The sequence below is a fragment of the Sphingobacterium sp. UBA6320 genome, assembly GCF_002440335.1.
Classification (GTDB): domain Bacteria; phylum Bacteroidota; class Bacteroidia; order Sphingobacteriales; family Sphingobacteriaceae; genus Sphingobacterium.
The window spans coordinates 76391-102220 of the sequence record NZ_DJTA01000009.1; the positions used below are offsets into that span (position 1 = coordinate 76391).

Below are 25830 nucleotides of genomic sequence, written 5' to 3' on the forward strand. Positions count from 1 at the left end.
ATCAAATTTTATTCAATTTGTCTGCTATTTGTATCTCTAAAGTAGACTTGGGCACATAGATTTGCTTCTAATCAATTATAAAAGTGATATGAACAAAAACATGGTGTTGGCCTGGTCATTTGTCGTGGCCCTGGGAGGATTTTTATTTGGATTTGATACAGCGGTAATTTCTGGAGCGGAGAAAGCAGTTCAGGTATTTTGGAATTTGACTGAGTTTGAGCATGGATTGACGATGGCTATCGCTTTGATAGGAACTGTTGTTGGTGCTGCTCTTGGTGCATTACCTTCTGATCGATTTGGTCGAAAAAATACGCTTTTCGCAGTTGCTTTACTCTACTTTTTCTCTGCTATAGGTACTGCGTTAGCCTATGACTGGTCGCTCTTTTTGATCTTCCGATTTTTAGGAGGTATAGGTGTTGGCGTTTCCTCGGTCACCGCACCGATCTATATTACAGAAATCTCACCTGCCAAGTCTAGAGGTAAGCTTGTTGGTCTTTTTCAATTTAATGTCGTATTGGGTATACTCATTGCATATTTGTCCAATTATTTGATTGGACAATGGGGTGAGGAGTCATGGCGATGGATGCTAGGTGTCCAAGCTTTTCCAGCTGCATTATTCTTTATACTTATATTTTTCATTCCTGAAAGTCCAAGATGGCTTTTATTACATCGTAATAGACGTGAAGAAGCTGAGGAAACCATGAAGAAGATCAATGCGGACAATTATAAAGATGAAGTACAGTTGATTATCGATAGTCGACAGATCAGTCAACGTGCAGGAGAACAGTCGAGTGCTCTTTTTTCTAAACAATATCGCACTCCATTGATCTTAGCCATATTATTTGCTGTTTTTAATCAAGTTTCTGGTATTAATGCAATCATCTATTATGCACCTCGGGTATTTGAAATGGCAGGATTAGGTGCTCAAAGTTCTTTGTTATCGAGTGTGGGTATCGGGCTTGTAAATTTTATATTCACGCTACTGGCTATCAATTTCATTGATAAAGTAGGTCGACGAAAACTCATGTTAGTGGGATCAATTGGACTTATCCTTTCGCTATCATTGGTTTCATTTGCCTTCTTTTCTGGGCATACAGAAGGGTTGTCTATTACTTTTTATTTGATGCTTTATATTGCTTTTTTTGCATTCTCTCAAGGAGCTGTGATCTGGGTGTTTATTTCCGAAATTTTTCCAAATGATGTTCGTGCTAAAGGGCAAACAATCGGGAGTCTGACACATTGGGTGATGGCTGCGCTTATTACATTTTGTTTTCCCGCGCTAACTGAATTTTTAGGGGGCGGATACACCTTCTTGATTTTTGCAGGCTTCATGGTATTGCAATTGATTTTTGTGATCCGTATGATGCCTGAGACTAAAGGAACTTCATTAGAAAATATGGATCAAACGATTAATTTACATTAAGGATGAGGAGAGAAAAATTAACCATTCGTGGACTTTGCTTTGGTGAAGTGCTGTGGGACAACTTACCCACAGGTAAAAAACTTGGTGGAGCTCCTTTAAATGTTGCTTATCACCTCAATAAGCTTGGCTTAGAAACTCAGATCATCAGCCGGGTGGGAAAAGATAGTGGTGGAGGTGAATTGATTACAGGGTGTGAAGAACGTGGTATTCCTACTAAACTTTTGCAGGTCGATGAGGAGCATGCCACTTCAACTGTGGAAGTACATGTGGATGAACAACTGGAAGTTACTTATGAGATTGTTTTTCCTGTAGCATGGGATTATATCCAGTTAACTGAAGATGATATCATTGCTGTTCAGCATGCTGATTTTCTAGTGTATGGGAGCCTTTCTTCACGTCATGAGGTTTCATATCGTACGCTAAAGGAACTATTAAAGTTGGCGAAGTACAAAGTGTTAGATGTTAATTTGCGAGCACCTTTCTATTCACAATTGCGCTTGTTGGATTTGCTGAGTCATGCTGATCTCGTGAAGATGAATAAAGAGGAACTCGGGATTATTGCGCAGTGGTTAGATCTACCTAAGGAAGACAATGATGGACAGTTGGTGGAGCAGATTATGCAACGATATGCTATTGATGAGGTCATTGTAACCTATGGTGCTGCTGGAGCAATTTATCACGCTAAACGAACGGGCGTCAGTTATCATTTTGCAGCATATCAGGTTGATGTGAAGGATACCATTGGGAGTGGAGATTCTTTTTTGGCTGCTTTTTTATCGAAACGTATGCGCAATCAAGTTGATATCAGTATTGAAGAAACCATGGGGTTTGCGGCTACGCTAAGTGCTTTTGTTACGCAAAGTACTGGAGCATGTCCAAGCTATGATGCGAGTACGATCAACAGATTTGAATGGATTCATTATTTGGGAAGAGGGGAGGCCAATTCAAGTTAAGAAAAAGATTGACCTAACCTATATCTTGATAAACGCTAATTATAAACAACTAAAATTTACTAAATTATGAGAAGAATAGTTTTTACACTATTGTTCCTGGGATGCCTGTTGTCAACGGTGTATGCCCAAGACATTCCGTTGTCTGGAAAAATTACCGATAACAAGGGACTTCCACTATCCGATGTGACAGTCACCATAATGGGAACACAGCATGTGACTGCTAGCGATGAAAATGGAAATTATAAAATAAATGCCACCAAAGGTACTCAGATCCGCTATACTCGTGTCGGCAAGAAAATAGTATATGTAACTGTGGGCGAGCAACGAGTCGTAAATGTGGTGATGGACGAAGGAGAAAACTTGGATGAGGTTGTCGTTACGGGATATCAAACGCAGCGTAAAGCAGATCTGACGGGGGCAGTCGCAGTAGTGAGAATGGATGAAATAAATGCACCCTTAACAGGCAATGTCATGAAAAGCCTTCAAGGTCGAGTACCTGGTGCATTTATTACGACTAGTGGTTCACCTGACGGTTCTGCCAATGTGCTCATTCGTGGAATTGGAACTTTGGGCAACAACAGCCCTTTATATATTATTGATGGTATGCCAAGTACTAAATCCATGAATGAAATATCTGGACTTGATATTGAATCGATTCAGATTCTTAAAGATGCATCTTCATCAAGCATCTATGGCTCTCGCGCAGCTAATGGGGTAATCATTATTACGACAAAAAAAGGGGGTAAAGGTGCTACACGTGTAGATGCACGTGTATCTACTGGTATCAAAAATTATGCAAAATCATTGGACTGGCTGGATACCCAGCAACGGGGGCGTGTACAATGGCAAGCTGCACGTCATGATGGTACAGATCCAAACTTTGGAGTTTATACGTTTAAAGATTTGCAAAATAGTGATGGCAGCTGGCAACTGAATGAAATTACAGTACCCGAATATATTGATGATGCTAAGACAATGCGTGCTGCCAATACCGATTGGGTACAGGAAGTGGGACAGACGGCTTTAGTACAGAATTACAATTTAAGCTTAATGACGGGTAACGATAAAAGTAGAGCACTCTTTTCTGTGGATTATTTCGATAATCAAGGAACGGTTAAAGGAACGTATTTTGAGCGTCTGTCCGGTCGGTTAAATACAGATTTTAATTTACTGGAGGGTCGTGTGAAAATAGGTGAAAACTTATCGATCACCAAAATAAAACAAGATGTACTAGGCAATGTGTTAGATCGCACGCGTAATATACAACCGATCGTTCCTGTACATACTGTAGATGGTATGGGTTGGGGTGGTCCTGTAGCAGGGATGAGCGATCGTCAAAATCCGGTTAGACTGATCGCCGATAATGAGCAGAATAGACGAAATATGCTGCGTTTATTTGGCGATATGTATATCGAAGTGAAATTGTTAGAAAATCTAAAATTTAGATCCATGCTTGGGATGGACTATTCTTTCCTTTGGGACCGCAATATGCAGAAAACCTATGTTTCTGGATTCATGTCCGAAAATACAGCAAGTTTAAACAATGTTAATAATAGATGGGGTAACTATGTGTGGAATAATACGCTGACCTATAAATGGATCCTGAATGAAAAGCATCATTTTGATTTTTTGGCTGGTCAGGAGCTCATAGATTATTATGCTGAGAATCTGCAGGCAGGACGTCGTAAATTTGCTTCTGAAGATCCCGATTATATGTATCTGGATGCTGGAGAGGGTATCCAAACAAATAGTGGGAGTGGTACTGCCTACCGACTGCTTTCGTATTTTGGAAAAGTAAACTACAATTTAGCGGATAAATATTTGCTATCTGCAACAGCAAGATACGACGGTTCATCCCGATTTGGAGCTAACAATCAATTTGGTTGGTTCCCTGCTTTATCTGCAGGTTGGCGTTTAAGTCAAGAAGATTTCCTGAAATCTGTCGATGTCATATCGGATCTGAAAATACGCTATGGTTGGGGAAAAGTAGGTAATCAAGAGATTGGTGATTTCGCTTCTTATGGGATGTATCAAGCGAGTTATGCGACTAATCCAACATGGGATCCTGACAATGGAACCGCATACGATATCAATGGTGCTGGTACAGGTACACTACCTTCTGGATATAGACGTGTACAGCAACCTAACCCAAATCTACGCTGGGAATCGGCTACTCAGCATAATATTGGTGTGGATTTTGGATTTTTTAATCAAAAACTAACAGGTTCATTCGATTATTTTAAAAAGAACACCTCGGATATCCTGATATCGCCACCTTTTATTGCCACTTTGGGTGAAGGGGGCAATCGTTGGGTAAATGGAGCAAGTATGTCAAATAGGGGATATGAATTTTTGTTATCCTATTCATCATCTCATAACAATTGGAAGTATTCCGTAACGGGAAACATGGCTGGATACCGCAATAAAATAGTCAAACTACCAGAAGATGTTATTAATTCTTATCCTGGAAATGGGGTAGATCAAACCATTTTAGGAAGGCCACTTAATTCCATGTTTGGATATGTAGCGGATGGTCTTTTTAGAACCATGGAAGAGGTGAATGCGCATGCAGAACAGGTCGGCAAAGGGTTAGGACGAATCAGATATCAAGATATCAATCAAGATGGTCGAATCGGTGATGAAGACCGAACTTGGCTAGGTATTGCCGATCCAGATTTTATTTATGGAGTAAATTTCTCGGTAGGCTATAAGCAATGGGACTTGAGTATGTTCTGGAATGGGGTTTATGGTGGTTTGGTTAACAATTCTGCTAAAGGTTATACGGATTTTATCAGCTTTTTTGGTGGTGAAAATTATGGTACACGCGTACTGGATGCATGGTCGCCTCAAAACTCGCAATCAGATATTCCAGCTTTATCATTTAACGATCTCAATAATGAAAAAAGATTCTCTAGTTACTTTGTAGAAAGCGCCTCTTATTTTAAGTTGAGAACACTGGAATTGGGATATAGTTTGTCCTCATCTGTATTGAAAAGAATTAAAAGTCAGGGAGTAAGATTCTATGTATTAGGCGAAAACCTGTTGGCATTTAAAAAGAGCTGGGGAAATTATAAATATACAGGTGTAGATCCAGAAACCCCAAATTCGGGGTATCCAATTCCGTTTTCAATTACCGCAGGTATAAATGTTTCATTTTAATCGTAACCTTGTCATGAAAAAATCAATATATATATGTTACACTGTGTTATCGCTAATATTAGTGAGCAGCTGCAGTGATTATCTGGATATCAATCCCAAAGGTCAATTGGGCGAAAATCAGTTGAATAATGTGGAGGCAGCAGAAAATCTGGTCATTGCTGCATATTCTTCATTGGGTAATGAAAACTATAATAATAAAACAAATAGCCTATGGCCATATGGCGATTTGAGGAGTGGAGATGCTTACAAGGGAGGTGCTGGTACGGGTGATATGGAAGAATGGAACCTCTACGAGACCTTTGTCTCTATGCGGGTAGATGTTGGCGGATTGGATCAAAAGTGGTATCGACAATATGTTGCCATATCACGTGCAAACAATGCGTTACGAGTTATAAATGGTCTGAATGCAACTGACTATCCTAAGAAAGACATCCGCACCGCTGAAATGCGGTTTTTGAGGGCTCATTATATGTTTGAGCTCAAATTACTTTTCAAGTATATCCCTTTTGTAGATGAAAACTTAGCACCAGAGGATTATGTTACCCTATCCAATCGGGAGTATTCTGATACTGAACAATGGAATAAGATTATTGATGAATTTAGATTTGCAGCCACTACATTGCCCGAACAACAGGAGGGGCAGAAAGGGAGAGCTAATCAATTTATGGCTAAAGCATATCTAGCGAAGGCTTTACTATATGCGGCATATGAGCAAAATGAGCAACATCAGGTGACAGGTATTAATAGCCAAAAATTGGAAGAAGTGGTGAAGCTTGTCACGGAACTCGAGGGACGCTATGACTTGTCACAGGATTTTGCTTTTAACTTTCTGTGTGAATATGAAAATGGTCCTGAGTCTATTTTTGCAGTGCAGAATTCGCTGAATGATGGAACAGAATTTGGTCGTTTAGATTGGAGTGCTATGCTCAACTATCCCATGAACAATGAGTATGGTTGCTGCGGTTTCCATCAACCAAGTCAAAATCTAGTCAATGCATTCAAAACCGATAATGAGGGTTTACCACAGTTTACAGGATTTAACAATCTAGATCTAACAACTGCTGCACAGGTGAAAACACAAAATGTGGATCCTAGATTATTGCATACGGTAGCTATCGTAGGTCTCCCATATAAATATAAAACTGATTTTATCTTTCAGAATAGTTGGGTTCGCCAGATCGAAACTTATGGCAACTATATGTCATTGAAAGAAGTGGTGTTATATGATAACCCTTGTTTTAAAAAGGTAAATCCATTTATGAGCAGTAGTAAAAATAGGGATATTATCAGATTTGATGATGTCTTGCTCTGGAAAGCTGAGTCTTTGATCGAATTGGGTAGACATACGCAGGCATTACCCATTATAAATAAAATCAGGAAACGGGCAGCTGAGAGTACGTTTAGATTGGTGGATCGTGAAGGTGCGCCTACAGGTCAATTTAAAGTTGCCGCATATGTAGATGGGGTAAACTGTACTTGGAATCAAAATTATGCACGTGAGGCATTGCGTTGGGAGAGAAGATTGGAATTTGCTATGGAAGGGTTTCGGTTCTTTGATCTGGTACGTTGGGGAATTGCGGATACATATATCAATGCTTACTTGCAGAAAGAAAAAACACGACGAAATTATTTGGCAGCTTCGGTATTTAAGAAAAGTAGAGATGAATATTTTCCGATACCATTGTCGCAAATCAATTTCAGTAAAAAACTATATGTCCAAAATTTTGGTTGGTATTAATAATATTAAATTGAACTACGGGAAAAAGGTGGAAAAGCAATGATAGATAATCTGGAATTTTATAAACTTAAAAGCATATGGTAATGAGGAAATTATTAGGTATTTTATTGGTTTTGACAGTATTTAATAGCTGTCATACGTCGTCGAAAACAAAGTCTGTAAAGAATGAAAAATATAGACCTACCTATCATTTTACTCCCAAAGCGGGATGGATGAATGATCCGAATGGAATGATATTTTTAGATGGAACTTACCATCTGTTTTTTCAACATAATCCAGATTCGACTGTATGGGGACCGATGCATTGGGGACATGCTACGAGTACGGATTTAATTCATTGGGAAGAACAACCTATTGCTTTATTTCCAGATAGCCTCGGGACTATCTTTTCGGGTAGTGCTGTAATTGACAAAGACAATACTGCTGGATTTGGTAAAGATGCCTTAGTGGCAATCTTTACACATCATAATCATAAAATCGAAAACCAGAAAACAGGGTTGCATCAATATCAAAGTATCGCTTACAGCTTGGATAAAGGAAAGTCATGGACGAAATATGAAGGTAATCCAGTGTTGCCAAATCCAGGGATTTGGGATTTTCGTGATCCAAAAGTGATGTGGCATACCGAAAGTAAGCAATGGGTGATGACATTAGCTACCAAACAGTCGATTACTTTTTATGGTTCTCGCAATCTGAAAGAATGGGTCAAGCTTAGTGAATTTGGGAACGAAGTAGGCGCACATGGTGGAGTTTGGGAATGTCCAGATTTACTTCGTTTTTCGACGCCTGATGGTGAAAAATGGGTATTACTTGTGAGCATCAATCCAGGAGGACCTAATACTGGTTCGGCAACGCAATATTTTGTGGGTGAGTTTGATGGTAAAACTTTTACTTCGAATCAGCACGATATTAGATGGATGGATTATGGACCTGACAACTATGCTGGAGTAACTTTTTCTAATACTGGCGACCGCCATATCTTGATGGGGTGGATGAGCAACTGGGAATATGCCAATACTGTACCAGCATCTACTTGGCGAAGCGGAATGACAATAGCAAGGACACTTCATCTACAACAGGTAAATAATGATTGGTATTTGGTCTCGATACCGATCACAGGGACGGGCAGCGTGGAAGAAATTGGAGATGCAACGATGGAAAATGGGTCATTAGATTTGAGCAAATATATAAAAGGAAGTAATGGTGCGTTTGAATTGTCATTTGTCGTCGATCAAGTTGCTCCTTTTAATATCATATTGGGTAATGAAAAAGGAGACGAATTAGTGCTTGGATTTGACCAATCAAATCAGCAATACTATGTAGATCGGTCTAAGTCTGGAAATACTAATTTTAATTCGGCCTTTATTCATCGTACGGTGTCACCTCGTATCTCAGATCATAAAACGATCTCCTATAGATTATTGGTAGATCATAATTCGGTGGAGATATTTGCGGATGGAGGAATATCTAATCTGAGTAACTTATTCTTTGTTGAACAGCCTTTTGATGTATTGAATTTGAAGTCTTTACACCCAGTTGGTATTAAGGATTTGAAAGTAAAAATTATCAAGTAAATTTTACACTATTTTAATAGTGCAACGAAGTGCTGTACTATTAAAATAGTGTTGCTATTCAGTATGTTATTCTTTAGTAAAAGTAAATTCACCTCCGCCTTGTTTCAAGACCATTGTTTTTTCTTGTGGATCAAAAGATAATACAATACCCGCTTTCTCGAGTTTGAATGTATCTTTCTCACTAGGTTCTAACTCATTGGCAGCCTGTCCTGTGGCTTGTACAATGAGTGTGTGCCCAGATTTAGTTATGGTGAGTTTAATCGGCACCTGATTCGACGAATAAACTCCTATATATTGATCTAACATAGAGCGATCTACTTGATAAGTTGACCATTGCTGATGAAAGTTTCATCATATCTACTTTTGCTATATTTAATTTATTGATTAACTTTAAATTTAGTTTATTTTAAAATATATCAATATGTTATACAAAAGTCTGATCTTCTTCTTCTTCGTACTCGCTCAATTTCCGCTTTCAGCTCAGGACTATAAATTGTTAAAGGATATTTCTTATGTAGAGAAGAGTGACTCCGATTTGTATAAACAAGAACGGTGTAAATTAGATTTGTATCTTCCGGAAAACAGATCTGATTTTGCTACGATCATCTGGTTTCATGGTGGAGGCTTAGAGGAGGGTGCTAAATATGTTCCACTGGAATTGCAGGGTAAAGGAGTGGCAGTTATTGCCGTAAATTATCGGTTAAGCCCTAAAGTTAAAGGGCCGGCTTATATTGAAGATGCTGCTGCTGCTGTTGCTTGGGCTTTTAATCATATTAGTCAATACGGGGGTGACCCTGCTAAAATTTATGTTTCCGGTCATTCTGCAGGAGGTTATTTGGCCTTGATGGTGGGGTTGAATAAGGCATATTTGAAATCTTATGGTATTGATGCCAATAACATCAAGGGATTAGCACCTATCAGTGCACAGACTAATACTCATTATACCATAAAGAAGGAGCGAGGCCAGTCAATGGAAATCCCTATCATTGATCAATATGCACCTTTAAGTTTTGCTAGAAAAGATGCACCTCCTATTTTATTAATCACAGGAGACCCTAAATTGGAGATACCTGCAAGATTTGAAGAAAACGCTCATTTAGCTGCAGTGCTGTTAAGTTTAAAACACCCTCAAACTGAGCTTTTCCAGTTGCAGGGCTTTGATCATGGCGCTGTATATGCACCAGGATGCCTCTTACTGTTAAAGTGGATCGCTGCACTTGAAAAAAAATAAAGTAATTTGGCACGGCATTCGTCTACTCTATAAGAGCGTTTGACGATATGGCAAAAAGACTTATTTTATTTCTATTACTATTCTTGATCAGTGATATTTACTTTTATCAAGCTGTAGTTACACTTTTTTCGGGTTCATCAATTCCAATTTTTTATTGGTTTGTTGACGTTTTAATAATTGTCTCGATTGTATCAATTATTTTTCTTCGCCAACGAATAAGTGATCTTCAACGCATTGCTTCTATTTTGATTACAGCAATGTTGCTTGTTTTTATACCAAAGTTGTTTTCTTTTCCGATCCTATTCATAGAAGATATTGGACGATTGTTTCGCGGTTTTCCTGCACGAAGTGTTTATGTGAGTGAAATAGTCGTTTTTATTGCAGTAGCGATCTTTTTAGCTATTGTTTTTGGGCTTACCCGAGGTAGACATCTGTATCGTGTCAGAAAGGAAATTCTATATTTTTCAGATCTGCCCGAAGCATTTGATGGTTTTACGATTACACAGTTATCGGATATCCATTCGGGCAGTTTGAGTAATATAAGAGGGGTGCAGAAGGGTATTGATTTGGCTAATGCACAGAACAGCGATGTCTTATTATTTACGGGTGATCTGGTCAATAATATGGCATCGGAGATGGATCCTTGGATCGATACCTTCACAGGTTTAAAAGCCTCATATGGTAAATATTCAGTGTTGGGTAATCACGATTATGGTGATTATATTAAATGGAATAATGCATCAAGTAAAGAAGCTAATCTACAGCGTTTAAAAGAAATACACAGGGAGATGGGGTTCAATCTGTTATTGAATGAAGCTGTAACACTTCAGAAACAAGGACAACGCATTGCATTAATTGGCGTGGAGAACTGGGGTAAGGGAGGTTTTCACCAATTTGGCAATCTTACTCAAGCAACGGAAGATATTCCTATAGATTCATTCAAAATCTTGATGTCTCATGATCCATCACACTGGGATGCGGTGACAGTTGATCATGAAAAACATGTCCATCTCACTTTAGCGGGGCATACTCATGGTATGCAGTTCGGAATTGAAGTTTTTGGGTTTAAATGGAGTCCGATTCAATATTTTTATAAGCAATGGGCAGGTTTGTATCAGCGTGATGGTAAATTTTTATACGTCAATAGAGGTTTTGGTTTTCATGGATTGAAGGGGCGGGTAGGAGTATGGCCTGAAATTACTGTACTGACTTTAAAACGTTCTGATTCTGCGACAGCATAAGACAAATAGCACAATACCTTGCTTAGGGCCTATTTTTTTAAAATCCCCTTTTCCACACTCTCATCAATTAGTTTTTCAGCAAAATCCCATATCGTCTTGGAACCTTCATCAATTATTTTCTTTTTATCGTATACTTTGCTGTAGTTAATGTCAAATTCATTCCAAGTTCCACCACTGTTTGAGGTGTTTTGTAGCAGTGGTTCTAAGCGATCCATTGCTCTTGCAAATTTGGCCTCATGAGTGAGCCCTGCTTCAAATTCTTCCCAGATTTCAATGAGCCCTTCTGCCTGCTTTTGTGGAAGTAATCCAAAAATCCGTTTAGCCGCAAGCCTTTCTTCGTCGGTGTTTGTATGATTTTTCTGAGTATCGTAAATAAAAGTATCACCTGCATCGATCTCCACTATATCATGTATGAGTACCATCTTGACAACTTTTAGAATATCAATAGGTTCGTTGGAATGCTCTGCTAATATAATTGCCATCATGGCTAAATGCCAACTATGTTCTGCATCATTTTCATTTCGATCGCTATTAAATAGCTTGGTTTTTCGTTGTATATACTTGACTTTATCAATTTCTTTAATAAAATCGATTTGTTGCTGTAAATTTTTAAGATCCATCTTGATGAAATAAAAGCTGTACTACAGTTCGTGTATTGATTGGTGTAATTTTTTATCTGCACGAGTTATTCCTTATATCCTGCGTTTAATATAAATTTTGCACAGCTGATCGGAAAGTTTTTATTGACCATAAATATAGAAAAATTGCAGTACATGCATTAAATCTTTAGGAGCGGAATACGTAATAATTTATCTGATGCAGTTATATACAAGTATCCGTCTCCGCCGAAATTACAGTTCGCAGTAGCAATACCAAGTTTAATCCGGCCTAATAATAATCCCTCGCTATTGAAGATAACGATTCCATTGCCAGCTGCTGCAAATAAATATCCACCAGCCTGTACTTTGATTCCATCAGCCGCCATATGTTCTGATGGAAATTTTAACCTAAAATCTACGAAGATCTTACTATTAACAACTTCCAATTTATTATTGAGCGTATATTCCATAATTAAGGGCTGCTTATGATCACTGATGGCGACATATAATTTATCTTGTTTTTCAGATAAGGCAATACCATTTGGTCGAGTCAGGTTGGAGATGATCTGAGTAGCTTTTCCAGAACGATCCAATCGATATACACCGTTTTCTTTAATCTCCCTATTTACTGTATCGCGTTCTCTGTGCGGAAGTCCATAAGGAGGGTCTGTGAAGAAATAATCACCACGTTGATGTTGACAAATATCATTTGGTGAACTGAACCTTTTATGATTCCAATGTGTACCCAATGGTTTAAATTTTTGGGTATTAAGATCAATTTGTACGATACGTCTATTTCCATGATCACACGCTATCAAATGTCCTTCCTGATTGATCAATAATCCATTTGTGCCCGGTTCGTCACTATAGATATCAGGGCCTTGATATCCGGCAGGTTCAAGAAATTTCTCAAGTCCATTTTTTAAAGACCATTTATATATGGTATTAAGTCTTGGATCGCTAAATAATAGGTAATTTTCATCGTAGTTCCATACGGGACCCTCCGTCCACTGCATGCCATCTGCTAGCAATTCTACCTTTACAAAAGGATCTATTATTTTATTAAGTTCAGGATGAAATACTTCAATGGTCGCACCATCTAAAAGTTTCGAATTACTTTGCCCGAACATGGTGATGGGAAATAGAATGGTCAAGATAAGTACAGCAACTGGGATCATTTTATTGGGTGTCATTCTTTTTTCTGTATTGATTTTTTTATTAAATTATTCTGAACAGCTTTAAATATATGATGTCATTTCTGACCTTTTCAAAGCGAATTATAACGTAATGATCATGAATTCGATCATTACTAGCACTTTAGGTTAAGTAAAGATAGGAATATTTATGGTTTAGTCGAATTCATGAATTTTTGTGGGTTTGTAGGATTAAATTTTTGTAAGAAATCGCTTGGAGGCATGTCTAAAATCTAATCTCAATAAATTATGAATAGATCAGGTTAATCACGGTAACGAATGTGTGCTGATCTATTCATAATCAGGGAGTCAAAAGTGATATCCTTTTGTAAAAAACAAAAACTCCTGAACTTCACAAAAAGTGATCAGGAGTTTTTGTTTTTTAATGCTTTTTAATAAAGCAAAAAAATTATTTTAAAACGAACTTAAATCCCATAGAAAAACTTGATGGATCAAAGTTAACGTCATGTGAAATATTCCACCAAGGTTTCCAGTCAAAATGCATCGCTAACGGTGCAGATGGAATTCTAAATTCTAAACCTAATGCGGGACGTATCGCAAAATCCACATGGGTGTCATCATTTTTCCAGTGATAGTTTTTATATCCTTTGTTATAATCGATAAATGATACTTGAGGACCGACACCGATATACCAATATAGACCTCGAGCGCCCTGAATACGTCTGTTATAAGAATAGTCAACACCTAGGACAGTGATATGATCCCCAAATAATACCTGTGCATTTACTGCATCATTTCCGCCAAAATTGTGTTTAATCTGAGGGCCAAATAAAGTCTCCCCATCGCCCAAATCTATTCCCAGCCCAATAGCTGTCCGATAGGGTGTTTGTGCATTTGCCTTTTGCTGCGTGGCAAAAAATAAAGTAAAAAGAGTAAGAAAAGGTAGAATTACTTTTTTCATGATCATTATAAGATATTTTAAGTGAGCGTTTTCAAAATGAAAACTTTCGCTGTTGCAACAAATAGTTTGCCAATTATACTCTGAAATAAATGTTAAAGTTTTATCATATTGTTTATGAGGTAATTGCCGTTTGAATAGTTGTGATCGCCCATTTTCAATAATCAACGAAGCTCTTGTTTATGATTAGGGGTGACTGGAGAACATGCTTATTTATAATTTGAATAAAAATTTAAATAGGATGGGTTTACGACTATTCCAGTACAATTGTTAGATCGGTCAGGTAATTTATTATGATTCTTCATACACAAATATATATCCAGCTCCATAGACACTATCAATTCTGATGTTTTTTTCATAATCGACTAATTTCCTTATTCGTGAAATAAACACTTCTAAGCTTTTTCCATTAAAATAATCTGTATTTCCCCACAACTGCAAAAGAATATCTTTTTTTAATACCAATTGATTCTGATTTTTAATTAATAAATCAAGAATTTCAGTTTCACGAACAGTTAATTTTTTCTGTTTGCCATTGGACATTGAAAGTAACATACGCTCTTTTATAAAGGTTATGCTTCCTACTGAAACAGGGGCGATAGTAGCCACTTTAATTGGAATTTCTTTCTTTAATTTTAAGAAGTTTTTAATTTTTAATATGAGCTCTTCCATTTCAAAGGGTTTCCCGATATAGTCAATCGCACCTAGCTCTAAGCCTTTCATTCGGTCGATTTTTTCATGAAGGGCAGTTAAAAAGATGATGGCCTGATTCTGATTAATTTTTTGAAGTTGTTTTGCTAATTCAATTCCGTTCATATCAGGAAGCTGGATATCGATAATTGCTAAAGCATATATTCTTTTTTTATACTCATCTAGAGCGATTTCAGCAGACGGGCTCCAATATACACTGATACCTTTAAATCGCAAATATTGAGATAATACTAAGCCCAAATCGGGTTCGTCTTCTACCAAAAGTATATCAAAATAATGGTTTTTATCATGCATACGTAGCGTGGTTATGGTTGTATTATTATTAATTTAAATCTGGATCCTTTACCGATCTTAGATTCCACTTTTAAATCCCAATCCAATAAGTCTATAATTGTTTTTACGTAATATAGTCCTAAACCTAAACCTGGTTTTTTACCACTTGATTTAGAACGATAGAATTTCTCAAAAATATGTTTTAATTCTTCCTGATGGATACCAACACCATTGTCTTCAATATTTAAAATTAACTCATTTTGTGTCTCTTCCCAATAAAAAGAAACTTTCGGTGAAGCACTTTGATTGAATTTTAACGCATTGTTCACCAGATTGTCTAAAATAGAAAAATATAAAGAAGAATCTATCCATATCTTTTTAGATAATGATAGGGGAGTATAATTGACCTCAATTTTCTCTGAATGGCGTAGCGATATATCTTTTAAAAACTCTTTTGTTAATGAACATATATCTTCTTGTTTTAAATCAGGTTTCTGTTTTGGCAAAGAGACAGACTCTAAGATTTGTTTAAAATAAGTTTTCAATCGATCGGCTTGCCGCTCTATCACATTGCCTAAAGATCCAATTTCGGCGGTATTTAATATGGACTTTTGTTCCTTTAGGGTTTCTGAACAGATCAAAATGGTCGTGATGGGTGTATTAAATTCATGCCGTATATGATTTAAGAATTCAGTTTTTAATTCCGTTTCTTTCCTTTGATCGATCCAATTTTGATAGGTGAGGTAGTTAATTGTGATAATCAGTAAGATACATAAGATCGAAAAACACAATACAGGGAGCATATCCATCAATACTCTTGTCATTCTGTTGGGGTAATCGACATACAGACTGTAGGTAAATCTATAGGTGACATGACTCGCTACACTGACGGATAATTGGAGTATCTTGTTATTATTATTTATATCTTTCAAATTTCCGGCTATCTCGGTATTAATTTTTCCGTCATCTTTAAGGAAAAAAGTCTTCCAATCATGTCCATTTGGTAATAATAAATCCAATCGATCAAATACTAACTTATATGATAATGTGGTATCCAAATGATGTTTTGCTAATATTTCATTAAATACGATATCCATATTTTGATATCGGCGCAACTCTCCCAAAAAAGAGGATAGCACCTGCTGTTGTTCCTGTTGTAGTGCCTTTGGATTATTTGTTAATGTACGATATAGACTTGATAACTGTGGCTCTAGAAACTGTTGAAACAGTTTATTTCCGCCAGGGAATAGTTTGTCATTCATCACATATTGACCATATGATTTTTCGATCTTCAGTTTTTGAATATTTTGAAAATTTTTATCCTTGTATTGATAAGTGTTGAATACCAAAAAACCAATCAATAAGCAAAGCATAAAAAAACTACAGCATAACACCCATTTATAAAATTTGGGATTGTGTCTTAATATCATATTATAAATCTAGGATAATTTCAGTTATCCTGAACATCATTAACCTTTTATTAAGTTTTCGTTATCCTTCTATTAATCACTTGAGCGTATTATAAAGCTTATTTTTGAAGCATAATTAAATTATAAATCTATTGATGTCATATGAAAAATAACAAATTTTTGACCGCAGTGTTACTTATCTTAGGCTTAATGCAAGTAAACACGATTGTGGCTCAAGTAAAGGAATCTGAATTAAGGAAGCAACAACTTGATTTTGTAAATCTAGGCTTTGGAATGTTTATCCATTATGGAATGCCAACCTATATGGATCAGGATTGGTCAGATCCGAATGCTTCGCTAAGTTTGTTCAATGCTCCTAAATTGGATGCAAATCAATGGGCTCTCGCTGCAAAGTCAGCTCATATGACTTATGGCTGCCTGACTACGAAACATCACAGTGGATTCCCGATCTGGGATACTAAGACCACAAACTATAATGTGATGAATACTCCTTTTGGACGTGATGTAGTGAAGGAATATGCTGATGCTTTCCGTAAAAATGGATTAAAAGTGATGCTTTATTATTCTATTTTAGATACGCATCAAGAAATAAGACCTAACCATATAACCAGCAACCATATTCAGATGATCAAGGATCAATTGACGGAACTGTTAACTAATTACGGTGAAATTAATGCATTAGTAATTGACGGTTGGGACGCTCCATGGTCTCGTATTTCTTATGATGATATTCCTTTTGATGATATTTATTACCATATTAAATCTCTTCAACCTCAATGTTTGGTTATGGAACTTAATTCTGCGAAATACCCTGGTGATGCGTTATTCTATTCAGATATTAAATCATATGAACAGGGTGCTGGACAGTTTATCTCCAAGGAGCATAATAAACTTCCTGCGATGGCTTGCTTACCACTTCAACAGAATTGGTTTTGGAAAAAATCATTTCCTAAAACTCCCGTTAAGGAGGTCAAGAGTCTTGTCAATGATTTCATAATCCCTTACAATGGTGCCTATTGTAATTTTATGCTTAATGTAGCTCCTAATGCTGACGGACTTATTGATGAAAATGCATTGATCGCACTCCAGGAGATCGGAAACTTATATAAAAATAAACCCTCTTATTCGGAATTACCGGCTTATGAAAGTCCTGTAATAGGAAGTAATATGGCACTAAAAGCATATACAAATTCGAGCTGGAGTGACGATATGAATCTTATGGATTTTGCAAATGACGATAACTTTGGGAGTTCTTGGGTGTCAAATCCTGCCGCTTCTGCTAGTCCATGGTGGGAACTTGCTTTTGAACGATCAAAAGCATTCAATACAATTGTTATTACAGAATGAAAAGATCATCCATCGGTTTACAATCTAGTTTATTTTAAAGACGGAAAGTGGTACCCAATCCTTGCTGAGCAGAAAGATCAAGGACGTATCAAGATATTCAAATTTAAGACTGTGATAGGTCAAAAAGTGCGGTTGAATATGAAGCCAAAAAACGGGAAAGCTGTACTGGCAGAGGTAGGGATATATCATGAAAGAACATAAATTTTGCCATTAAATATAAAGACATTCAAGAGTAATAATTATTATTATTCTTGAATGTCTACTTTGAGCGAAAATTTTATCCATGATAATAGGATAGCTATACGATTTTGTACTTAATTCGCTGCAGGATCGATAAGCTCATTGCTGAGGGATATAAATTTTAAAAGATTATCTCTCAATTCGTTTATTTTTGATTTACTTTCCATTCATTTGTGAAGAATCCCGCGTCTATAATTCCTGCCGGTCCATTTTTTAACATAGTTAAGTTGAAAAACATATAATCAGGAAAACCACTTGCGCCAGCAAAATATTGATTTGCCCCTGCTGCTTGCATACCACTAAGTCCTGTGCCGGTAATCACCCCAACAGCTCTTGATTGTGTGCCTGATTTTTTCCAATAAAAATATCCGCCTAGATCACTTCCATTATAAATTTGTTTATCTATTTTGATCTGACCTGGGAGTACCGTAATTGGACAGTCTTTTAATAAAATATCCCAAGTACTGTTTGTTTTTGAATTACCAATGAGTATGATGTTATGTTCCGTATATTTATTTGCTTCAAAATCACGGTCAGCGATTATTTCAAATGCTCCATTTCCTCTATAATACCAGGCTTCTGCATCATGGCGTACTTTTTCTAAAGCCCACTTATTTTCTTCCTTGGTACCCATGGTTCCATAAACATATACCATCCCATGGTTAAATGCTTCTTTAAAAGTGCCATTACGATGTGGCCCCTTTTGATCTAATGATGGCTTTGTTATGATGCTCCAGATCTGATCTTTTTTTTGTAAAAAGATGAAAGACTCGTTCGTTGTATTCCTTTGGTATGTAATGGTATTTAAACTATCGAGGTCAATAGTAAATGCAACATTTTTAGCAAAATCTGTTAAATCCAACGAGAGCACCTCTACATTCTCTGTTTTGCCGACTATGGTTCCTCTCTCCCGATCTCGTGTTAGGACAATATGTGAATAATCTAGTGGCTTTTCCTGTTGATATACTGTACCCCAATAGTAGGAGGAGGATATCCCAGGATTAGCGGTTTTGAAATCGATATGATTGACGTCAATGGCAGCTTTTCGTTTATGTATTTTAAAATAATCAAATAAAGGTTTCCAGTCTACACTTTCATTACTATACCAATGTGATCCACCTCGATATTCATAATAATTGAAATCGGGGTGGAATGTACCCAATAACTTACGCATCTGACGAGCATAATCTACGGATACTGTACGGTCTGCATCACCATGCAATACATATATCCCAAGTGGCTTATAATTGGTTGCATATGCTACTACGTCGCTTTGATTACCAGATCGTAATAATAAATTTTCTAAGGCATTTCGTCCTTTTTCTGGAATCAATCCGTCGGCAGAACCGTAACCTTTTAAGGTTGGATATCCTGCACATGGTGCTATTGCAGCCCATTTGTCAGGATAAGTTGCTCCCAAAAACCAAGTACCATGTCCTCCCATAGAATGGCCAGTTAGGTAGATTTTTTGCGTATCTGGTTGCAAAGTTTGTTTCGCTAAACTGAGCACTTCCAACGCATCTATTCTCCCCCAATCTTCCCAATTGAATCCTCGTGGTCGACGATTGGTCGGTGCCACCAGAGTTCCCCAGTCTTTTGCCTGATATGCTTGTGCTTGACCAATGGCTTCTACTCCAGCTCCATGAACGGATAAAAAAAGCGCATCACCAGATTTTTCACCACCCAATGCTGGATTTACCGCATAGTATTGTAAACTATTGTCTATCGTACTTATAAAGGTGACCCGATATGGCGTATTACTATTGACACTTTTCAATGGAATTTTTTTCTGATCCATTAATTGACTTTTATTCCAAATTGAAATATCCGAAAGAATCTCTCCTAAGCTATGGATTGTTGAGGCATCAATAGGAACAATTAATTTTCGAGTACTCTGCGCCCTGATTACGGGTAAGATGACAGATGCTTTTTGATTTCCTGTGTTGCTTTGTATCTTCAGATTATGTAAATCTTTATTACTATTGTTGATGAGTACAATACCTAAGAGTAAATGTTGGTTATTTTTGCCTTGTACAATATCGGGTTGTGTCAGATCTTCTGTACCGATGATGAGTTGATTTTTAATGAAACTCAGCTGTGCCGCGATGGACGAACCTCTAACATAAAATTCATTTAAACCTTTTTTTAATTGGATTGGAATATTTAACCATCCCATGCGGTATGGATCTCCAGTATGCAATTCTCCATTAATTAATACAGCACTATTTCCTCTAATATTAAGTAATGCAGACTGTACTTTGTCGGATTGATAAGTGAGATATAGATAACTTGAACGAGGACCTCTATAAGTGGTCGACATCGACCTGCTGGTTTGATCTTGTTGAGCTACACGGCCAGGCCCTGGAGGATTGTTGGGTTGCTGCAGGTTGGCATCCATATTTTGCTGACGCCTAAAAAAACCATTTGTATCTGCTTTTGCAGCAATCCATAAAGATTTTTCTGAAGTTCCATCCCATGTTTTTCCAGCTATGGGACGAGGGAGTCCATGTTGGTAATATTGTGACAACAGCTCATCAGTATATACTGCTTCCCGACCATAACTGTAAGGAATATCTACCGTAAGTCCTTCTGTGAATTTATATGTATTTTGGGCAGAAGAAAGAGTGGAGATTACAGTTAAACATAAGCCTATAAATAAAGTTTTTATACTTAATCGTAATAAATGGTATTGCATAATAAAAGGGTTTAGTACGTCTAATATACGGATCTTTATTTTATCTCCTTTAAATTTCAGTATAAAACAAAGCCAAAAATCTTCTCGATAAGCATCGAAATGTTGACTTGAATAAAAATTAGCACTTTAGTTTTCTTTTTATCGGATTGTTCATCACTATTTGTCTTAAATTTGTTTTATTCTTATAAACTATTATATGTTCAATAGGTATAAGTTTATCGTCACTATAGCTGAAAATGAACTTTTTAATGCGTAATAGTAGTGGAAAAGATCTCATTATATATAGCAGTCAAAATAAAATAGAAAGCAGTGAAAGAAGCTGAAATTGAACGAAGAAGCTGGTGTATTTGTCAGGAATGCCAGGGTAAGGGTAAAAAAAGTCGAAAGCTTACTAAAAAAATGCGACTTATTTATCAAGCAGCATATGATCAATTTGAAAAAACTGGTGGTAAGGGTGTTGCTCCTGTTAAACCAAAAGGACATCTTTCTCTTTGTTTGAACTGCAATGGTTCTGGTTTAATACAGTCATCAAGTTGTCCGCTCGCCAATAATGAAAATTATCCTCACGTTGCTATTGTAGGTGGTGGTATCGGTGGAGTAGCATTAGCCGTAGCTTGTCTGCACCGGGGTATTCCTTATACGCTCTATGAGCGTGATCTTAACTTCAATGCGCGTTCTCAAGGTTATGGTCTCACCTTACAGCAGGCTAGTAAAGCGATTTCAGGGTTAGGCATTCTATCCTTAGAGGATGGGGTAATATCTACAAAACATGTCGTTCATACGATTGACGGAAAAGTCATTGGTGAATGGGGAATGAGAAAGTGGGTACCTGAAAAAACAAACACAGGTGATAAGCGTTCAAATGTGCATATTGCACGACAATCCTTGCGTTCAGCCCTTTTAGATCAATTAGGTAGTCATGATACGGTTCTGTGGAATCATCAATTGGTAGATTTTAAAGAAACGGAGTCGGATGGTCTTTTGCTAAGCTTTCAAGTTGATGGAGAAGTGAAAACTGCCAAAGCCGATCTTTTGGTCGGAGCTGATGGCATTCGCAGTTCTGTCCGGAGATTGTTAATAGGAGAAGATATTGCTCCTTTACGTTACTTGGGCTGTATCGTTATATTGGGTATATGTCCTTTGAGTGCTTTAGAAAATTTTCATAGCCCTTTACTCGATTCTGCCACTGTGTTTCAGACTGCTAATGGGAATGAACGCATCTATATCATGCCTTATTCATCGGACTCAGTCATGTGGCAGCTTAGTTTCCCTATGAGTGAAAATGAAGCTAAAGCGTTGAGCGATCGAGGATCACAAGCCCTTAAAGAGGAGGCATGTCGACGGACGCTATGGCATGATCCGATTCCTCAGATTTTAGCTGCGACCCAGGCAGCTCAGATCTCTGGCTATCCTGTGTATGATAGAGAAATTCTTGATGCAGAATGGTTGAAAGGAAAGGTGACACTTATCGGAGATGCAGCTCACCCAATGAGCCCATTTAAAGGTCAGGGGGCAAATCAAGCGCTGCTGGATGCACTTGCATTAGCGAGAGGCATATCAAGCGCATGTGGGTCATCACATTGGAAAAAAGATGGTATTAGAAAAGCGGTACTGGTTGATTATGAAGAAGAGATGATCATGCGCAGTGCGATTAAAGTGAAAGATTCAGCTGATGCAGCAAAATTTTTACATTCTGAAATGGTGCTGATAGAAGGAGATGAACCCAGAGGAAGCTGTGTCAAGAAGAATTAATCTAACTTGTTGATGAATAAGAAGTATTAGAGTGGGGAAGCTGAAATTTTAAATGTATGGATCATCTTATTTAATCAATTGGATGATCGTCCTCTTTAAGCTAAAAGAGGACGATTGGATTTTTAGAAATGTAAGCGCATAGATAATATACATTGACGTAAATTTCCTTGCGTGATAAATCCTCTTCCTCCATAATAGTAACGTTGGTTGAACAGGTTCTCTGTGGTAAAGTTACAGGAAAATTGCTTGTACTGATATCCAATAGTACTATTAAACAGTGTATAATCGTCTGTAGAGAAGCTTCCTGCCGTTTTGCTGTTGATGATTAAATCCTGACCTACATAATTACCACCGATACCCAGTATCCATTTACTTGCATTGACGATTGCTGTTTCATAATTCACATACCAAGTTGCTGACCATGTAGGACCGGAGTTAACGGGTCTCAAACCTGTTGTTGAGTTTTCAGCTTTTGTTATTTTACTTTCATTGTAGGCAGCACCACCATGTATGAATAGATTTTGAATAGGTTGTATCTGGATATCCAATTCTATACCTCGGCTGTATTGTTTACCATCCTGAATATATTTTGTGGCATCATTTTGATCCGCCATCACGGTATTACGGACGTGAATATTATAATAACTAAATGTTGCATCTAACAATTGATGAAGGCCAGATATTTTAACTCCTGATTCCCATTGTGTACCATATTGAGGTTTGAAATTATATAAAATTCCATTGATACTTGTGGGAGCAATATTCTGAAATCCGCTCATATAGTTCGCGAAAAAAGTAAATGTTTTAGGAATGATCTGGTAGGTCATACCTATTTTTGGTGTCATAGATGTCTGTTTATATGCCCCTGTTGTGGTTGCTGTAGATACATCTTTTGTCCCATTGTTGATTAAGCTGCTGTATCTAGCACTTAGCATGATCGATAGTGCACTAAATGGTTTGATAACATCGGAAATGTACGCTGAATAGGTGTTTTGAGGTGATATAGTATGGTTAGGTTGTTTGGACAGCACTATTTTCGTAATCAGATCTGCATTAAATAAATTTGCTGACAGGGATGGATTATCGATAGATACGGTATCGATATAGCCTGCACTTTTATAATTTGCCATATAACTATAGCGATAGTAATCCAGTCCAATTAGGAGTTTGTTATCCCAATTGCCAATGCTGAAATTACCGATAAAATTTTGTTGTACTTGGTGGTTGGTGATATCTTCGGCGTCGTATCGCAACACCTTTCTTGCTACAGCCGTATTATTGGTCACTAATAAATTGGTTTGATAAGTGCCATTTGAAGTACCGTACGTCGTAGCAAGATTGGTTTCTGATTGCCAATGGTCGGAAATTAAGTAACTTATTTTTGCATAGAAATTGATCGATGTTGTTTTCCATAATAAGCTATTATCCGTATACGATTTGTTATAAGCGAGGTCCAAATCTTTAGAGTTCTGTACATTGACCAATTGACTATTTATGAGTGGGCTGGCGGGAGTAAATAGCGGACTATTGGTCGCGATTTTACGTAAAAACTCGGCTTCAAGCTTAACTTTTAACTTGTCATGGAGTTGGTAAGTAAAACTTGGTGCCAAAAAGATGTTTCTATTTAATCCTTGATCTTGAAAGCTTTTTCTGTCAGAATACGTGCCAAAAATGCGAAATAGCGCTTTATGGCTAGAATCTAAAACGGAGTTGACTTCTATGCTTGAGCGTTGCAAATTATTATTACCTGCCGCAAGTGAAAAATTTGTAAATGAACTATCGATGGGTGCGTAAGTTTGTACATTGATAAGACCTCCAAAAACCATATTTGCGCCACCGAACAAGGTTCCGCTTGGACCTTTGATCACATCTAACTGTTGTATGTTACTGTTATCATCACTGTATTGTAGGTAAGCATTTAAACCATTTCTAAAATTGCTTCGGGTTCTAAAGCCACGAATTGAAAAATTTGGAGCTAGTCCAGCCCAACTTGGAGTGACCCCGGTCGCATTCGACAACATGGCTGTTTGGGTATAATAATTTCTGTTTTGAGTAAGTTTTGGTCCTACACTCGTTGTCACCTGTGGATTTTCATAGTCAGTAATATTTAATCTTGCTGTTTGAATGCTTGATCTGTCTTTTTCGCTGACACGAGCTTTTACGAATACCGAATCTAATTGCTTTAATATAGGTTGGTCTTTGGACTGTGCGTGTGCTGTATGAATGGAAAGAAAAATGATAATTGCATTGACAATTAAAAGTGTAAAATGTGTTATGCGTATGAACATAAGTACTTGCGTGGTAAGAAAAATATGGAGAATTATTTGGAATCAGTACCCTAGACCTAACCTGCTAAAATTTGGATTAGGATCGGGTATTTGCTTATGCATATTTGTAGCAAAATCGATTTTGGTTAAACTCGAACTTTTTGCCTTGCTTTAAAATCAATTCCTGTACTTCAGCACATCTAACTATTGTGCTTCGTATTTAGAATTGCATATGATCTTTTTGTTCTGTGCAAGGATATGGCGCAGTTTAAGACTATGTGCGCATAGACCCAAAATAGGACTTCGTAATTTCTATTTTTTAAGAAGTCGATATAAAAAATGACAGAGAAGACACTATGTTTTAGAATAATGCAGATCGCTCAGCTAGATAAATCGAGAAAAGGCATTTTTAAGGAAATAAATCGATTATGCCATATAACCTGTAGGAGGCTTGAGTTGTCTGTTAAAAACGTACAGCTTCCACATCGGGGTGTTGGATAGTCGCACATGATTTTGAGATGTAATTGGAAAATACTGACTGTCTTTGACGACTGGGAATTGATGATGACAGATTAATAAGGTAGATTTTGAAAAATTTTCTTGAAGATCTTTATGCTTTTGTGTATCTTTTTTCAAGGCTCTCATCAAGAAGCAATTACCGTTGCAGTGCATCGTGATATTGTTCTTGTTGATACAATATTTTGTAGCAATTTCACTTCGGTTTGCATAAAAACTCAATACAATAAATGCCTTGCTAAAAGTCATCATGGTGATGGATATCAAGAGTAATATTGTCGTAATTAATTTCAAAATCTGTTATTCGATGATTTAGTGAGCTGTTGCGAATATAGCTGATTTTTTTTAAATCTTCTTTTAGCGATCGCTAATTTATACTAATACCTTGTACAAATTTTTCAACTGCTATTTGAAGCTTTTATAAATTCAGTATTGCGCCTGCTTACGTGTAGCGATACGTTATCATTTAGCAACGTTTTATCAACCCAAAAGCTACTGATGACAGTAGCTCTTTAGTAGCTTTTTAGTATATCTTCAGTACATCTCCTGTCCCTTCCTGAAAAAGGTTT

General features: G+C 37.1%; 18 protein-coding genes. 9 read left to right on the forward strand and 9 right to left on the reverse strand.

The window, feature by feature from the left end:
• The first annotated feature begins 88 nt into the window (after positions 1-88).
• The 5 genes from B3P23_RS05805 (at position 89) to B3P23_RS05825 (ending at position 8847) form a co-directional block, all read left to right on the forward strand.
• Positions 89-1423 (forward strand): sugar porter family MFS transporter, encoded by a 1335-nt coding sequence (locus B3P23_RS05805; protein ID WP_414713123.1) that lies wholly within the window; start codon positions 89-91, stop codon positions 1421-1423.
• Positions 1424-1425: 2 nt separating this feature from the next.
• Positions 1426-2376: a carbohydrate kinase family protein gene (locus tag B3P23_RS05810; protein ID WP_293925033.1), complete on the forward strand. Its 951-nt coding sequence runs from the start codon at positions 1426-1428 to the stop codon at positions 2374-2376.
• Positions 2377-2442: 66 nt separating this feature from the next.
• Entirely contained in the window at positions 2443-5535 is a 3093-nt protein-coding gene (locus B3P23_RS05815; RefSeq protein WP_293925034.1) for a SusC/RagA family TonB-linked outer membrane protein, read from the forward strand.
• A 43-nt stretch (positions 5536-5578) separates the two neighbouring features.
• Positions 5579-7273 (forward strand): RagB/SusD family nutrient uptake outer membrane protein, encoded by a 1695-nt coding sequence (locus tag B3P23_RS05820; protein ID WP_293925035.1) that lies wholly within the window; start codon positions 5579-5581, stop codon positions 7271-7273.
• Between the two features lie 83 nt (positions 7274-7356).
• Positions 7357-8847 carry a glycoside hydrolase family 32 protein gene (locus tag B3P23_RS05825; RefSeq protein WP_293925036.1) on the forward strand — a complete coding sequence of 497 codons (1491 nt, stop codon included), beginning with the start codon at positions 7357-7359 and terminating at the stop codon, positions 8845-8847.
• Positions 8848-8913: 66 nt separating this feature from the next.
• On the opposite strand, the gene B3P23_RS05830 is transcribed toward B3P23_RS05825, so the two are convergent.
• Positions 8914-9153, reverse strand: a complete 240-nt coding sequence (locus B3P23_RS05830) for a hypothetical protein (RefSeq protein ID WP_248755794.1) — start codon at positions 9151-9153, stop codon at positions 8914-8916.
• A gap of 115 nt (positions 9154-9268) precedes the next feature.
• On the opposite strand from B3P23_RS05830, the gene B3P23_RS05835 reads away from it, so the two are divergent.
• Both B3P23_RS05835 and B3P23_RS05840 read left to right on the forward strand, forming a co-directional pair.
• Positions 9269-10078, forward strand: a complete 810-nt coding sequence (locus B3P23_RS05835; RefSeq protein WP_293925037.1) for an alpha/beta hydrolase — start codon at positions 9269-9271, stop codon at positions 10076-10078.
• A gap of 47 nt (positions 10079-10125) precedes the next feature.
• Positions 10126-11319, forward strand: a complete 1194-nt coding sequence (locus tag B3P23_RS05840) for a metallophosphoesterase (RefSeq protein WP_293925038.1) — start codon at positions 10126-10128, stop codon at positions 11317-11319.
• 29 nt (positions 11320-11348) lie between these two features.
• Here B3P23_RS05840 and B3P23_RS05845 read toward each other — a convergent pair whose 3' ends face one another.
• The 5 genes from B3P23_RS05845 to B3P23_RS05865 form a co-directional block, all read right to left on the reverse strand.
• Positions 11349-11939 carry an HD domain-containing protein gene (locus B3P23_RS05845; RefSeq protein ID WP_248755797.1) on the reverse strand — a complete coding sequence of 197 codons (591 nt, stop codon included), beginning with the start codon at positions 11937-11939 and terminating at the stop codon, positions 11349-11351.
• Positions 11940-12097: 158 nt separating this feature from the next.
• Positions 12098-13111 carry an SMP-30/gluconolactonase/LRE family protein gene (locus B3P23_RS05850; protein ID WP_293925039.1) on the reverse strand — a complete coding sequence of 338 codons (1014 nt, stop codon included), beginning with the start codon at positions 13109-13111 and terminating at the stop codon, positions 12098-12100.
• Positions 13112-13520: 409 nt separating this feature from the next.
• Positions 13521-14033: a hypothetical protein gene (locus B3P23_RS05855; RefSeq protein WP_248755799.1), complete on the reverse strand. Its 513-nt coding sequence runs from the start codon at positions 14031-14033 to the stop codon at positions 13521-13523.
• Between the two features lie 288 nt (positions 14034-14321).
• Positions 14322-15035, reverse strand: coding sequence for a response regulator transcription factor (locus B3P23_RS05860; RefSeq protein WP_293925040.1), 714 nt, complete (start codon positions 15033-15035; stop codon positions 14322-14324).
• A gap of 11 nt (positions 15036-15046) precedes the next feature.
• Positions 15047-16444, reverse strand: coding sequence for a sensor histidine kinase (locus B3P23_RS05865; protein ID WP_293925041.1), 1398 nt, complete (start codon positions 16442-16444; stop codon positions 15047-15049).
• A 141-nt stretch (positions 16445-16585) separates the two neighbouring features.
• Here B3P23_RS05865 and B3P23_RS05870 point away from each other — a divergent pair, with 141 nt between their 5' ends.
• Complete coding sequence (locus B3P23_RS05870) at positions 16586-17791, forward strand: alpha-L-fucosidase (RefSeq protein ID WP_293925042.1); 1206 nt, start codon at positions 16586-16588, stop codon at positions 17789-17791.
• A gap of 385 nt (positions 17792-18176) precedes the next feature.
• Here B3P23_RS05870 and B3P23_RS05875 read toward each other — a convergent pair whose 3' ends face one another.
• A complete protein-coding gene (locus B3P23_RS05875) occupies positions 18177-20726 on the reverse strand; it encodes an alpha/beta hydrolase-fold protein (RefSeq protein ID WP_293925043.1) in 2550 nt (849 codons plus the stop codon).
• 399 nt (positions 20727-21125) lie between these two features.
• Here B3P23_RS05875 and B3P23_RS05880 point away from each other — a divergent pair, with 399 nt between their 5' ends.
• On the forward strand, positions 21126-22478 hold the full coding sequence (locus B3P23_RS05880) for an NAD(P)/FAD-dependent oxidoreductase (RefSeq protein ID WP_293925044.1): 1353 nt from the start codon (positions 21126-21128) through the stop codon (positions 22476-22478).
• 122 nt (positions 22479-22600) lie between these two features.
• Here the strand turns inward: B3P23_RS05880 and B3P23_RS05885 are convergent, their stop codons facing one another.
• Together B3P23_RS05885 and B3P23_RS05890 are read right to left on the reverse strand one after the other, a co-directional pair.
• Entirely contained in the window at positions 22601-24766 is a 2166-nt protein-coding gene (locus tag B3P23_RS05885; RefSeq protein ID WP_293925045.1) for a TonB-dependent siderophore receptor, read from the reverse strand.
• 405 nt (positions 24767-25171) lie between these two features.
• Complete coding sequence (locus B3P23_RS05890) at positions 25172-25513, reverse strand: hypothetical protein (RefSeq protein WP_052627708.1); 342 nt, start codon at positions 25511-25513, stop codon at positions 25172-25174.
• Positions 25514-25830: the final 317 nt, after the last annotated feature.

What these genes read in the sequence shown, in the direction of transcription:
- B3P23_RS05805 (WP_414713123.1), top strand. Translation starts at nt 89, where the DNA reads ATGAACAAAAACATGGTGTTGGCCTGGTCATTTGTCGTGGCCCTGGGA.
- B3P23_RS05810 (WP_293925033.1), top strand. Translation starts at nt 1,426, where the DNA reads ATGAGGAGAGAAAAATTAACCATTCGTGGACTTTGCTTTGGTGAAGTG.
- B3P23_RS05815 (WP_293925034.1), top strand. Translation starts at nt 2,443, where the DNA reads ATGAGAAGAATAGTTTTTACACTATTGTTCCTGGGATGCCTGTTGTCA.
- B3P23_RS05825 (WP_293925036.1), top strand. Translation starts at nt 7,357, where the DNA reads ATGAGGAAATTATTAGGTATTTTATTGGTTTTGACAGTATTTAATAGC.
- B3P23_RS05830 (WP_248755794.1), bottom strand. Translation starts at nt 9,153, where the DNA reads ATGTTAGATCAATATATAGGAGTTTATTCGTCGAATCAGGTGCCGATT.
- B3P23_RS05835 (WP_293925037.1), top strand. Translation starts at nt 9,269, where the DNA reads ATGTTATACAAAAGTCTGATCTTCTTCTTCTTCGTACTCGCTCAATTT.
- B3P23_RS05840 (WP_293925038.1), top strand. Translation starts at nt 10,126, where the DNA reads ATGGCAAAAAGACTTATTTTATTTCTATTACTATTCTTGATCAGTGAT.
- B3P23_RS05845 (WP_248755797.1), bottom strand. Translation starts at nt 11,939, where the DNA reads ATGGATCTTAAAAATTTACAGCAACAAATCGATTTTATTAAAGAAATT.
- B3P23_RS05850 (WP_293925039.1), bottom strand. Translation starts at nt 13,111, where the DNA reads ATGACACCCAATAAAATGATCCCAGTTGCTGTACTTATCTTGACCATT.
- B3P23_RS05855 (WP_248755799.1), bottom strand. Translation starts at nt 14,033, where the DNA reads ATGAAAAAAGTAATTCTACCTTTTCTTACTCTTTTTACTTTATTTTTT.
- B3P23_RS05860 (WP_293925040.1), bottom strand. Translation starts at nt 15,035, where the DNA reads ATGCATGATAAAAACCATTATTTTGATATACTTTTGGTAGAAGACGAA.
- B3P23_RS05865 (WP_293925041.1), bottom strand. Translation starts at nt 16,444, where the DNA reads ATGATATTAAGACACAATCCCAAATTTTATAAATGGGTGTTATGCTGT.
- B3P23_RS05870 (WP_293925042.1), top strand. Translation starts at nt 16,586, where the DNA reads ATGAAAAATAACAAATTTTTGACCGCAGTGTTACTTATCTTAGGCTTA.
- B3P23_RS05875 (WP_293925043.1), bottom strand. Translation starts at nt 20,726, where the DNA reads ATGCAATACCATTTATTACGATTAAGTATAAAAACTTTATTTATAGGC.
- B3P23_RS05880 (WP_293925044.1), top strand. Translation starts at nt 21,126, where the DNA reads ATGCGACTTATTTATCAAGCAGCATATGATCAATTTGAAAAAACTGGT.
- B3P23_RS05885 (WP_293925045.1), bottom strand. Translation starts at nt 24,766, where the DNA reads ATGTTCATACGCATAACACATTTTACACTTTTAATTGTCAATGCAATT.
- B3P23_RS05890 (WP_052627708.1), bottom strand. Translation starts at nt 25,513, where the DNA reads ATGATGACTTTTAGCAAGGCATTTATTGTATTGAGTTTTTATGCAAAC.